We start from the raw sequence: 12,581 nt of genomic DNA, 5'->3' as shown, positions 1-12,581 counted from the left end.
TGGCATTTCCTCGTGGCATAGATCAATTCAAGTGATAGGTGAGAAGAACTATGTTAAACAAACTAATGAACAAAATTTTAGGAGGAACTGTGAATACAACAGAAAATCAGGTTGCTGCACAAGTGACTGCAGAACCAGTTGAGCATACGGCATCGTCTACGGGTGAACAAAAACAACCGCGTCGCCGCACTACTACGCGTCGTCCGGCCGGCGAAGGTCGCACGAATCACGACGGTGAGAGTACAAACCGTCCTCGCCGTAATGCAAATAATCGTACGAATACCAATGGCGGCAGTACTGCGACTCGTCGTACAAATACGCGTCGCAATGCTGAATCCGGTGAAGGTACGGAACGTAAACCGCGTCAAACTCGTGCTCCGCGCGGTGAACATGGAGAAAATACGCGCAATACGCGCACTAATCGCACGCGAAACGGTCAAAATCAGAACCGTTCCGAGCGGACGAATCGCTCTGCAAATCGCAACAATCACCATGATCAAGGTGAACAGATTGAATTAATCGGACGTACACCAAATGGCGCGAACAAGGGAAAATTCCAGATTATCCCGCTCGGGGGCCTTGGTGAAATCGGTAAAAATATGACCGTGTTCCAATATGAGGACGAAATCATCGTTCTTGACTCCGGTCTTGCGTTCCCTAGCGAAGACATGCTTGGCGTGGATATTGTTATTCCTGATATGAGCTATATCATCGAGAACAAGGATCGCGTGAAAGCCGTCGTTATTACGCATGGTCATGAGGACCATATCGGCTCTTTGGCATACCTCATGAAGGAAATCAGCTGCCCCGTATATGCGACAAATCTCGTTTGCGGCTTAATCGAAGGCAAGTTTAAAGAGCATAAGGTATCTCCGAAATGTCTTCGCACGATTGCGGCCGGCGATGAGGTTCAGATCGGTCAGGTGAAAGTCGGTTTCATCCAAACCAATCACTCCATCCCTGATTCCTGCGCTGTATATTTTGATACGCCGATCGGAACGGTTCTTCATACAGGGGACTTTAAAATCGACCAGACTCCGGTTGACGGACGGTTGATGGATATGCACAAGTTCGCTGAACTCGGCAATAAAGGCGTACTGGCTTTGTTATCGGATTCTACGAACGTAGAAAAACCGGGTACTACCGGTTCTGAAAGCTCCGTAGGACCTGCGATTAAACAGGCTGTCGGTGAAGCGAAGGGCCGTGTCGTATTGGCGACTTTCGCATCCAACGTATCCCGTATTCAACAAGCTATCGATGCAGCCGTTTTCTACAAACGCAAGGTTGTAATTATGGGTCGCAGCATGGTGAACGTAACGGAAATCGCACAAGAACGCGGTTATCTGAATGTACCGCCAAATACGATTATCGATGTAGATGTAATGCATAATTACACGGATGATCAAATCATGATTTTGACTACCGGTTCTCAAGGCGAACCGATGGCCGGCTTGTCCCGTATGGCGACAAGCAATCACCGCACCGTAGAATTGGCGCCGAATGATACCGTTATCATCTCCGCTACGCCGATTCCCGGTAATGAAGGTGCTGTAGGTAGAACGATAGATAACTTGCTCCGTTTGGGCTGTAATGTGGTATACGGTAAAGACCGCGGCATTCACGTATCCGGTCATGCGAGCCAGGAAGAACTCAAAACGATGCTCAATCTGGTGCGTCCGGAATACTTTATTCCGGTTCATGGCGAATACCGCATGTTGCGCCGTCATGGTGAACTCGGTGTGGCTATGGGCGTAGACCCTAAAAAGGTTCTCATCGGTGACAACGGTCAGATTTTTGAATTTGATAAAAATGGTGGCCGTAAGGGTGGCCGTGTACAGGCCGGTGCTATCTTCGTCGATGGTCTTGGCGTTGGTGATGTGGGTAATATCGTTATCCGCGACCGTCAGCAGTTGGCACAGGAAGGCATGGTTATCGTAGTTATGGCTATGGATAAAGCATCTGGTACCATCGTAGCCGGTCCGGACCTCGTGTCTCGCGGCTTCGTATACGTACGTGATGCGGAGGAACTCATGCTTGCGGCGGAACGTCGCGTCGATCAGGTCCTTGAAGACTGTGAATTACAGCGTATCAAAGACTGGACAACCATTAAACAAAACGTGCGCGATGCATTGGGTAAATTCTTCTATGATAAGACCCGTCGTCGTCCTATGATCTTGCCGATTATTCAAGACGTATAGATATAATTAAGACAAGCAGTTGTTAAAACATTTATTTAACAACTGCTTGTTTTTCATTGGTATATGATTGTAAAATTAATGTAATTAAAGTAGGAGTTTTGCAATAGGTAGCGAATATTATTCAGTAGAAGAGTAATAAGGGAAAAGGGAGGTGATGGTATGTCCGGACGGTTCCCGGTGAGCGGAGCCATTTTAAACTGGTTACCTAAATATAGTGGTAAAGGTTATGAAGCTTTTTATAAGCGATTCCCAAAGTATGGAGAGTGGATTGCAGGCCGTGTATATCCCACAATTTGTCAAATACAGGCATTAGCTACTTTTTCCAATGTACCGTTAGGATATATTTATTTAAAGAATCCTCCACAGTTATCGGATAAAGGGATTACTGATTTTAGAAGACTGAATGGTGAAATTGCTGACAGGCCATATAGTCCTGAGTTAAGAGATACTATTTATGATATGCAGATTCGCCAAGATTGGTTGAGTCAATATCGAAAGCTTAATTTAGGAATAGATGCATTATCTTATGTAGGGGGCTTTTCTAAACGCATGGATAGCAGAGAGCTTGTGCATCAAGCTTATTCGTTATTGGATGTAGAAGCTGGTTGGCAAATAGGTGTAGCGGATCCGTTTACATATATACGCGAACGCATTGAGGCTATCGGTGTTACTGTATTTGTTAACGGCATTGTGGGCTCTAATACTAGACGTAAATTATCCGTTGATGAATTTAGAGGTTTTACATTAATTGATTCTTATGCACCTATTATTTTTATCAATGGAACTGACTCGAATCATGGGAGGCTGTTTACGCTTATTCATGAGCTTTGTCATATATTGTTAGGTGAAGAAGGCGTCACTGATAGCACTTCTGAGCCATATTGTAACAGCTTTGCAGGTGAATTTCTTGTGCCGGAATCCCGATTTATTCCGATGTGGAATGAATATTCGGAGGATTATGAAACCATAGCTAAGCGCTTTAAGGTGAGTGAGTATGTTATCTATCGGATAGCATTAGAGCATGGATATATTACTCGAATTCAATATCATAATCTAGTGGAATGTTTTAATCAGCGATTACAAAGCTTACCTGAGCGAGAGACAAGAGGTGGCGGGGATTTTTATGTTACTGCTCATGCTCGGTTGGGTGAAAGTTTTAGTCGTACTGTTGTCAAAGCCGCTCGAGCAGGCGAATTGGCGTATCGAGATGCGTATGAGTTGTTAGGCTTACGTGGTAGTACTTTTACAAAATATGTGAATGAATATAGTTTTTAGGAGAGAAAACTATGTATATTCTTGATAGTAATACCTTTATAGATGCAAAGAACCGCTATTATGGGTTTGATATTGTTCCATCGTTCTGGAATGAGCTGATATCTCATAGTAGAGGTAATATTTTAACTATTGATCACATTAAAAATGAAATTATGAGCGGTAATGATGAGTTATCTACTTGGTTTGACACTCATTATTTAACATTTACCGAAGCGACAAATGATGTTGAGATACAAAATACATATGCAGATATAGCTGAATATGTGATGTTAAATCAACAATATAAGGATGCTGAAAAACATCGCTTCTTGGCTAAAGCGGATCCTTGGCTTATAGCTTATGCGAGTGTCCGCAGAGGCGTGGTCGTAACTCACGAAATTCTAGCGGGACCAAGGACCACAAAGGTCAAAATACCGGATATATGCGAGCACTTTGATGTTTCATATGTGAATGTATTTGAAATGATGCGTCAACTACATATGGTAATATGAGATGAGGAGCTACTTTGGGTAGCTCCCTATTTTACGTTATCTACGTGTGTTGCCAGTACTATAAATAGCACTACTATCGCAATTATCTACCATATGGGGTATTTGAAGTTGCCCTTTCAAACTGTTATAATTAAAAGATACCAGTTAATATATCTTCTTATGTAAGAATGGTGATTTATGAATCAAAGAAATACAAGAGCGATGGTGGAAACCGCATTCGTATCGATCATCGTCGTTATGTTGACGGTAATCGGCGCAGTTGTTCCTTTTATGTTATTCTTGGCCACTATTGTGGCACCTGCTGGCATTTCGGTTACGGGGATCCGCTGGGGCAGTCGTTACAGCTGTATTGCTTCTGTACTGGCATTTATGATGGTATCCCTTTTTCTAGGAGTGCCGATAGCAGCTAATACGATTTTAATATATTCGTTGCCGAGTATATTCCTAGGGGAAGCATTTAGGTCGAACTGGTCTTTTAGAAAGTTGATTATCGTACCTGCGCTAGCCCTTTTTCTTATGTTGTTTGTACAGCTGTTGATGGTTCAGGGATTTGGGTCCTTTGATCTTGTTAATTTAGGTCAGAATATGAACGTTGAGCTAAAGAACTCTATGCTTGAAGCTGTACGTCAACAGGCGGTCCCACAGGAACAAATCGATACGATGGTTGCTCAAATCAATAGAACCTTTGCAATGGCTGATCGAATTATGCTGGCCATTCTATTCTGTGTTTGTGTATCGATGATATATATTTTGGCAAGGCTTGTCTCTTACATCGCTCGACGTACCGATACACTTCATCGTGTGCTGCCGACCATGGATACATGGCGTATGCCGATATGGGGTGCCGGTATTTTAGCTATCGGTATTATCCTCGTTTATGGGTTGTCATATATAGGCTATGAACAGACTGTGCTTAACGATGTTGGAATGAATTTGGGGCTACTCGGTGCGGCTATTTGTTTAGTCAATGGGGTTACCTGTTTAATAGCGATTATGAAAGCTTATGGATTAGGAAATTTTCTCCAGTTCATTATAATATTTTTTTTATATGTGATGAGTCCTTATTCACTCGTAATATATGGTATTTTTGATATGTTTTTAGATATGCGTTCGCGCTTTAACAAGCGCCTACCATAATAGAAAGGAGGCCGTTATGAAATCCTTTCAACGGAGATGGGAAGTTATGGAACTTACCGTTATCGCTGTCCTCGCGTTGTTATTAGCGTTATTGGCTTATTTTAACTGGGCCGTAGCGATTTTGGCAGGTATTATCGTGGTGGCGGCGTATTTGGTGAACTATAACACCATTCATAATAGACGGCGTCTGGCTCGGGAACAGTTCAGTGCGATGATGAAAAATGTTACGCAAGCATCGAACTTTGCCTTGCAAAATCTACCGATGGGGATTGCCCTCGTGAATAAACAGGGCACATTGGTATGGAATAATAGTGTCTTTGCGGACTGGGTTGAGGTGGATTGGAATAAACTTCAGAAAATGTCTACGCTTATACCGGGTTTTCGCATCGATAAAATATGGGGTAAATCCGGATTTATTACGGAACAATACGAGGATAAGTATTTCCAAATTATTTATAAGTTTATCGACCCTCGTGACGCTAAAGCCGATACGGATAGTAATGATGAATTGGCTGATCATGCGGTGATGGCCTTGTATTTCAAGGATATTACGACCCTTGAGCAGGCCCGTATCAAGGCGGAAGAGGCGCAACCCGTATGGGGCATGATTCAAATCGATAACATCGAGGAACTTACGAAAGGGCTCAGCGATCGGGATTATACCAATCTCTGGGCGGACATCAATAATATCGTGGTGGCTGAAATCGACGGATTTGACGGATTTATCCGTAATTTCCAGGATGATATGTATACCTTTGCCATTTCCCGGGGCGCTCTCGTGAAAATGGAGTCAGACGGCTTTAAGATTCTTGAAAAGATCCGCAAATTACCGTCTCCTCGTCAGATTCCGGCGACGATTTCCATCGGTATCAGTGAAAATGTGGGTACCGCTAAAGAGGTATCCGAGCGCGCCCGGGCGGCTCTCGATATCGCTTTGGGACGCGGCGGTGACCAGGTTTGTATTATGGATGGTGAAAGTACCCGTTTCTTCGGCGGTAATACGGCGGGCGTAGAGAAGAATACGCGCGTTCGTGCCCGCGTCGTGGGTCAGGCAATCCATGAACTGATGAATGATTCCGAAAAGATTCTTGTCATGGGCCATCAACGCGAGGACTATGATGCGTTGGGCGGTGCCATCGGTATCGTCGCTATCGCAAGAGCCCTCGGTAAAGAGGTGCGCCTGGCGCTTTCAGATGAACTCAGTGCCATTGAAAAAATGGTGCATGTCCTCGATGAAGATGAATTCTGGGAAGAGCATATTATCACCGCTGAAGCTGCAAGAAACTGGGTGGAACCGAATACGCTTGTCATCGTCTGCGATACACATCGTACGGAAATGGTGGCGGTTCCTGAGGCATTGGACATCTCCGAACGCCGCATCGTTATCGACCATCATCGTCGGGCGGCGGATTTCATAGAAAATCCGTTGTTGACCTATTTGGAGCCGGCCGCGTCATCCACGAGTGAGCTCGTAACGGAACTCGTGCAATATGTGGGGACCTTCGTGAAACTTTCAAAAGCGGAGGCTACGGGCATTTACGCGGGTATCGTATTGGATACGAAGAATTTCTACCAACAGACGGGGGCTCGTACGTTTGAAGCGGCGGCGTTCTTACGCAGGGCCGGTGCGGACATCGAAATGGTAAAACAATTATTTATTGAAACCTTCGATTCCATTCAGTTGCGTGCTAAAATAGTGTTGGAAGCCAGTTGTACCGAAGGTATTGCGATTTCCGTCGCTCCGGAAGGTATGATGGACATGATGGCATTGGCTGCACAAAGTGCGGACATGCTCATCAGCAATGAAGATATTGAAGCAGCCTTTGTACTCTATTCACTAAATGACGGCGGTATCGGCGTCAGCGCTCGTTCCAAGGGCAAGGTGAACGTACAGGTTGTCATGGAAGCCTTGGGCGGCGGCGGTCACAGAACGGTGGCCGGTGCGCAGTTACAGGGCATGACCATAGAGGAAACGAAGAAGACTATCTTGGATAAAGCCCTTGAAGCTCTTCATTCCGCGGAAGCAGAGGAGGAAGAAGAATGAAAGTAGTATTGCTTGAAGATGTAAAAAAAGTCGGTAAAAAAGGTGAAATCGTTGAGGTCAGTGATGCATACGGCCGCAATGTGCTCATCAAAAAAGGCCTTGGCCTCGAAGGCACGACGACTAATGTAAACAATGCGAAACAAAAACAGGCGTCTATCGAACATAATAAAGCGGTAGCCAATGATGAAGCAAAGATCTTAGCGGCTCAACTGGCGAAGGTGGAAGTGACTGTTAAGGTTCGCATGGGTGAAGAAGGTCGCGTATTCGGCTCCGTTACGGCAAAGGATATTTCCGATGCGGCGAAGGCGCAATACAAGGTCGACATCGACAAAAAGAAAATCGAAATCAAAGAACCGTTGAAAACATTAGGTGTGCATGACGTATTGGTGCGCGTACATCCGGAAATTACAACGACCATCAAGGTTAATGTAGTGGCTGAATAATAGGGCTTCACCATGCTCATAGAGTATGGTGAATTCTTTTATCTATAGAGGTTAGTAAGGGAGATTATCATGGATGTACGCATTCCACCGCATAATTTAGATGCTGAGAAGGCCGTCCTCGGGGCATTGCTGACGAACGGCTCCAATGCGAGCGCCGTCGTGGATACGGTGACGAGTATTCTGAAAGCAGAGGACTTTTACCGGGATGCTCATCGCATTATTTATGATGCGATTTTGGAGATTATCCACGGAAATAAGACGGCGGATTTTATCACCGTCGGGGAAGAACTGGATCGCCGTAAACGACTTGATGCCGTAGGGGGGCTCGCGTATATTACCTCCTTGGCGAATGAGTCCGTGTCGTATAATGTGGAGCAACATGCGCGTATTATCAGCGAAAAGGCGCAGTTGCGCCGTCTCATAGATGCGGGTAATAAAATCGTCGGCATGACTTATGCCGGTGAAGAGGAGCCGACAGCCATTTTGAATAAGGCGGAGCAGATGGTCCTCGATGTGAGCGGTCAAACGCAGGCGGAATCATCCTTTTCCGCCATCGGTGACATCGTACTGTCCAATCTGGACAGGCTTAATGCGCTGCAACAGCATGAAGGCGCTCTTACGGGGATACCGACGGGCTTTAAGGACTTGGATCATATATTTAACGGATTGCAGAAGTCGGATCTCATCCTCGTAGCGGCGCGTCCTGCCATGGGGAAGACGGCGTTTACCTTGAATATTGCGCAGAATGTGTCCATGATTTCCGGCAAGACCGTAGCGTTTTTCTCTCTCGAAATGGGCAAGGAACAGCTGGTAGGGCGTATTCTTTCCTCCGTGGCGGAGGTGAGTTCTGAAAAATTGCGCCGCGCCGATATGACGCAGGACGATTGGGGCAGGGTTATCTCTGCAGCCGATGTGATGAGTAAATCGAAACTGTACATCGATGATACACCGGGGCTTACCGTGCAGGATATGCGCTCTAAATTGCGCAGACTCAAGGTTGAGCATGGCCTCGACCTCGTCATCGTCGACTATATTCAGCTTATGCAGGGCCGCAATGCGGGTAAAGGCAGTGAAAACCGTCAGCAGGAGGTATCGGAAATTTCCCGTAACCTCAAGCTCATCGCGCGTGAGTTCAACGTTCCTGTCATCGCATTGTCTCAGCTGTCTCGTAGCGTTGAAAGCCGTCCCGATAAACGGCCCGTGCTTTCAGACCTTCGCGAATCCGGTTCTCTTGAGCAGGATGCGGATATCGTTATCTTCCTGTATCGTGATAAATATTACGATGAAAACTCTGAGAAGGGTGATAATGCAGAGGTCCTCATCCGTAAACATCGTAACGGCTCCGTCGGCACCGTGGAACTTCAATTCATCGGTGAATTGACGCGCTTCCGCGATGTGGCCTATAAAGACATGGGGCCTGAACAATAATATATCGACAATCCTGTAAAGTGGTTATGATAGAAAGGCGGTGAATGTTATGCATGAAGTAATATCACTATTAATCAGTCGCCACGACTTTTTTCTGAACCTGTTGTGGGAACATGTAGAAATTGCGTTCATAGCATCTATCATCGCTATCATACTGGGCGGATTGCTGGGCGTATTCATTTACGAATACCGTCGCTTTTCGGGACCGGTTATGATGGTTGTTAACTTCCTGTATACCATTCCCTCCATATCGATGCTCGGCCTCCTGTTATATGTGTCCGGCGTAGGCGATGTGACGGCTGTTATCGCACTGGTCATTTATGCATTGCTGCCTATGGTGCGCGGCACCTTTGTGGGACTTTCACAAATTGATAAAAGCATGCACGAAGCCGGCATTGCATTGGGGCTTTCACGATGTCAGCGTTTATGGAACATAGAAATCCCTCTGGCGATGCCCAGCATTATAGCGGGCATACGAACGATGTCCATCATGACGATTGCCTTGACCGGTATCGCATCGTTCATCGGCGCCGGCGGTTTGGGCGTGGCCATTTATAGAGGCATCACTACAAACCAGGGTGCGTTGACCGTCGCGGGCAGTATTCTCATCGCTTTGCTGGCTATCGGTGTAGATTGCCTGTTTTCCGTTTATGAAAGATTGATTCGCGTCAGGGGTGCTGATAGTCGCTATGTGTATACCCTCGGTATCATTTTGCTGACCGTCGGCATCGGTATAGGTGGCTGGTCTATTTACGAGAATCATATTTATGCGACGCAGACGAAGGCTAAGGTCGTTCGCGTAGCGACGAAGCCGATGACGGAGCAGCTGATCTTGGGAAATATTCTGAAAGAATTGATTGAGACTCGAACCGATTTGACCGTGGAGCTTACAGAGGGCGTTGGCGGAGGTACCTCCAATATTCACCCGGCCATGGTATCGGGGCAGTTTGATATCTATCCGGAATATACGGGGACCGCTTGGAATGCGGTGTTGAAAAATACTGACGCCTATGATGAAAGCCGATTTAACGAGCTTTCACAGGCCTATAAGGATAAATATGATTTCGAATGGGTAGGCATGTATGGATTCAACAACACCTATGGATTGGCGGTGCGAAATGAACTCGCAAGCATATACAATCTGAAAACATATTCCGACTTAGCGCGCATAGCGCCACGACTTACGCTGGGCGGCGAATATGATTTCTTCGGTCGCGCCGACGGCTATGAAGGCTTGCAACGCGTATATGGCATGCAGTTCAAAAACACTAAAGACATAGATATCGGCCTCAAATACGAGGCGATTGAACGCGGTGAAGTCGATGCCATGCCTATATTTACGACGGACGGGCAATTGAGCAGAGCCCCTATTACCGTCTTACAGGATGATAAGCATCTCTATCCTTCGTACATGTGCGGTAATGTGGTGCGCACGGAAGCCTTGGCGGCGCATCCTGAATTAAGAGCGATTTTGGAATCGTTGACCGGGACCATCACCGATCAGGATATGGCTAAAATGAACTATGCCGTTGAAACAGAACATCGATTGCCGACCGATGTGGCCCATGAGTTTTTAGTTGAGCATAAGTTGCTATAAAATGTATTGATTCTGTTTTCTTTAGGGTTGCTATCGGAATTATTCTGATATGCATCATGTGAAAGTCTCAAAATTTCATAGAATTTGAACATATAAGAGTCTCTAGTACTGGATGATATATCCGGTGTTAGGGGCTCTTTTTATATTGTTGCGCTGTTGATACTAAAAAATATTCTGATACCAATAATGCTCCTATAATAACAAACATACGTTTGAAATAATTGTATGTTTTTGTTATACTAATCATAGTAATCACTGCGACGGTAAGATTTGTAAAAGGTATAGGGTTAGCGGTAGGGAGGTGTTTGTATGGGTTCGGCCGATACGGATCGGGTATATATGTGTATCGATCTGAAATGTTTTTATGCGTCTGTTGAGTGCGCCGATTTAGGGCTCAATCCGTTTACAACGCCTCTTGTGGTAGCCGATGGTTCGCGTGGAAAGGGCGCCATTACGCTGGCGATTTCGCCGGCTTTAAAACAGATGGGCGTCAAGAATCGCAGTCGGCTCTTTCAGATTCCTCCTCATATTGAGTATTTGACGGTCAAACCGCATATGAAACGCTATATGGAGGTGTCCGCCGAGATTTACGGTACATTATTACGGTATGTGGCGCCTGAGGATGTGCATGTGTATTCAATCGACGAGTACTTTATCGATATAACGTCGTATTTACCGCTATATAAGAAGACGCCGCGTCAGCTGGCGCAGATGTTCCTCGATGCGGTGTTGGAGGTGACTCGTATTTACGCTACCGTCGGTATCGGTACGAATCTGTTCCTCGCCAAGATTGCCCTCGATATCCTCGCGAAACATGCACCTGATTTTATCGGGTATCTTGATGAAAGTCTTTTTAAAGAACAGATTTGGTATCATCAGCCTCTTACCGATATATGGCAGATCGGAAGGGGTATAGCAAACCGATTACACAGGTATGGGGCCTTTGATTTGCATGGGGTCACCTTGATTCCGGAGGCAAAGTTGTATAAAGAGTTCGGCGTTAATGCGGAGTTGATTATCGACCATGCGTGGGGGCGTGAACCGTGTACGATTGCCGATATTCATGCATATCGCCCCGCAAAGCACTCAGTGTCGCGTAGCCAAATCCTACTGCGGAATTATACCTATGAAGAAGCTCATGTGCCTATGCGTGAAATGGTGGAGTCTTTGGTGTTAGATCTGTTACAAATCAAAGGTGTGACCGACCATATTCACGTTCATATCGGTTATGCCGATGATGCGGTTCGTTCCACCGGGGGTTCTAAGAAATTAAAGCAGTATACGGATTCACTTCAGGTTTTGACGGCGGCGGTCGTTAAATTATATGAGCAGCACTGTCATAAAGATGAGCTTATCCGTCGTATAGGGGTGAGTTTCGAGAATTTGGTCAATCGCTCCGCTATACCGCAGGAGGAGGACCTGTTCAGTGCTTTCACAATCGATACGGAGAATAAGGAACGACAGGTGCAGGAGGCGATGTTATCTATTAAGGAGCAGTTCGGTAAAAATGCTATTCTGCGTGCATCGAGCCTGCAGAGCGAAGGTACCATGCGCTTCAGGAATACATTGATAGGTGGCCATAACGGAGAGTAGAACAGGGGGAGAGGTATAGATTCATGAAGCAACGTATGTCCCGTTTACAACGGGCTAAGCAGTTTATGCCCTTTGCGGCGCTCAAGGGCTTTGAAGCATTGCTGGGCGCCGCATCGCGGCCTAAAGAGGCTCGTGTAGAGTTGTCGGAAGATCAATTGGAGGAGTTGAATCGCACGATTCAGTCGCTTGCAGAAGGGGATTTTGTGCGGGTTCTGTACTATACCGGTCACCGTTATACGGAGTCAGTAGGTACTGTCGAGGCTGTAGAACGGTCGTCTCATAGATTATCTGTTGAAGGCGCGATCATTTCTTTTAAGGATATTAAAGAACTTAATTTATATGAGTAATAGGGCCTGTTGATTTCAGAAATTTTGG

General features: G+C 45.8%; 10 protein-coding genes. All 10 read left to right on the top strand.

What is annotated here, in order from left to right:
• The first annotated feature begins 50 nt into the window (after positions 1-50).
• The 10 genes from VEHSUH05_RS04105 (at position 51) to VEHSUH05_RS04060 (ending at position 12,553) form a co-directional block, all read left to right on the top strand.
• A complete protein-coding gene (locus VEHSUH05_RS04105) occupies positions 51-2,198 on the top strand; it encodes a ribonuclease J (protein ID WP_105090811.1) in 2,148 nt (715 codons plus the stop codon).
• 159 nt (positions 2,199-2,357) lie between these two features.
• Positions 2,358-3,473, top strand: a complete 1,116-nt coding sequence (locus VEHSUH05_RS04100; protein ID WP_105090810.1) for an ImmA/IrrE family metallo-endopeptidase — start codon at positions 2,358-2,360, stop codon at positions 3,471-3,473.
• Positions 3,474-3,484: 11 nt separating this feature from the next.
• Positions 3,485-3,964 carry a DUF4411 family protein gene (locus VEHSUH05_RS04095; RefSeq protein WP_054674209.1) on the top strand — a complete coding sequence of 160 codons (480 nt, stop codon included), beginning with the start codon at positions 3,485-3,487 and terminating at the stop codon, positions 3,962-3,964.
• A 177-nt stretch (positions 3,965-4,141) separates the two neighbouring features.
• Entirely contained in the window at positions 4,142-5,101 is a 960-nt protein-coding gene (locus VEHSUH05_RS04090; protein ID WP_105090809.1) for a DUF2232 domain-containing protein, read from the top strand.
• 16 nt (positions 5,102-5,117) lie between these two features.
• A complete protein-coding gene (locus VEHSUH05_RS04085; RefSeq protein ID WP_105090808.1) occupies positions 5,118-7,145 on the top strand; it encodes a DHH family phosphoesterase in 2,028 nt (675 codons plus the stop codon).
• On the top strand, positions 7,142-7,588 hold the full coding sequence (gene rplI / locus VEHSUH05_RS04080) for a 50S ribosomal protein L9 (protein ID WP_038117366.1): 447 nt from the start codon (positions 7,142-7,144) through the stop codon (positions 7,586-7,588). Before VEHSUH05_RS04085 ends, rplI begins: the two co-directional genes overlap by 4 nt.
• Before the next feature lie 69 nt (positions 7,589-7,657).
• Complete coding sequence (gene dnaB, locus VEHSUH05_RS04075) at positions 7,658-9,016, top strand: replicative DNA helicase (RefSeq protein ID WP_105090807.1); 1,359 nt, start codon at positions 7,658-7,660, stop codon at positions 9,014-9,016.
• Positions 9,017-9,065: 49 nt separating this feature from the next.
• Positions 9,066-10,613 carry an ABC transporter permease/substrate-binding protein gene (locus tag VEHSUH05_RS04070; RefSeq protein WP_105090806.1) on the top strand — a complete coding sequence of 516 codons (1,548 nt, stop codon included), beginning with the start codon at positions 9,066-9,068 and terminating at the stop codon, positions 10,611-10,613.
• A gap of 309 nt (positions 10,614-10,922) precedes the next feature.
• The gene (locus VEHSUH05_RS04065) at positions 10,923-12,206 is read left to right on the top strand and encodes a Y-family DNA polymerase (protein ID WP_105090805.1); all 1,284 of its coding nucleotides are present in this window, start codon (positions 10,923-10,925) and stop codon (positions 12,204-12,206) included.
• A 23-nt stretch (positions 12,207-12,229) separates the two neighbouring features.
• The gene (locus tag VEHSUH05_RS04060) at positions 12,230-12,553 is read left to right on the top strand and encodes a YolD-like family protein (RefSeq protein ID WP_054674213.1); all 324 of its coding nucleotides are present in this window, start codon (positions 12,230-12,232) and stop codon (positions 12,551-12,553) included.
• Positions 12,554-12,581 lie beyond the last annotated feature (28 nt).

It is taken from the genome of Veillonella denticariosi JCM 15641 (assembly GCF_002959855.1).
In the GTDB taxonomy this organism is placed as follows: Bacteria; Bacillota; Negativicutes; order Veillonellales; family Veillonellaceae; genus Veillonella; species Veillonella denticariosi.
Note: the sequence above shows the minus strand (reverse complement) of the source record. Positions and strands in the feature narration are given on the sequence as shown.

Bases quoted from the DNA above. Each gene is read 5' to 3' on its own strand.
- dnaB (WP_105090807.1), top strand. From the start codon at position 7,658: ATGGATGTACGCATTCCACCGCATAATTTAGATGCTGAGAAGGCCGTC.
- VEHSUH05_RS04065 (WP_105090805.1), top strand. From the start codon at position 10,923: ATGGGTTCGGCCGATACGGATCGGGTATATATGTGTATCGATCTGAAA.
- VEHSUH05_RS04070 (WP_105090806.1), top strand. From the start codon at position 9,066: ATGCATGAAGTAATATCACTATTAATCAGTCGCCACGACTTTTTTCTG.
- VEHSUH05_RS04100 (WP_105090810.1), top strand. From the start codon at position 2,358: ATGTCCGGACGGTTCCCGGTGAGCGGAGCCATTTTAAACTGGTTACCT.
- VEHSUH05_RS04095 (WP_054674209.1), top strand. From the start codon at position 3,485: ATGTATATTCTTGATAGTAATACCTTTATAGATGCAAAGAACCGCTAT.
- VEHSUH05_RS04090 (WP_105090809.1), top strand. From the start codon at position 4,142: ATGAATCAAAGAAATACAAGAGCGATGGTGGAAACCGCATTCGTATCG.
- VEHSUH05_RS04085 (WP_105090808.1), top strand. From the start codon at position 5,118: ATGAAATCCTTTCAACGGAGATGGGAAGTTATGGAACTTACCGTTATC.
- VEHSUH05_RS04060 (WP_054674213.1), top strand. From the start codon at position 12,230: ATGAAGCAACGTATGTCCCGTTTACAACGGGCTAAGCAGTTTATGCCC.
- rplI (WP_038117366.1), top strand. From the start codon at position 7,142: ATGAAAGTAGTATTGCTTGAAGATGTAAAAAAAGTCGGTAAAAAAGGT.
- VEHSUH05_RS04105 (WP_105090811.1), top strand. From the start codon at position 51: ATGTTAAACAAACTAATGAACAAAATTTTAGGAGGAACTGTGAATACA.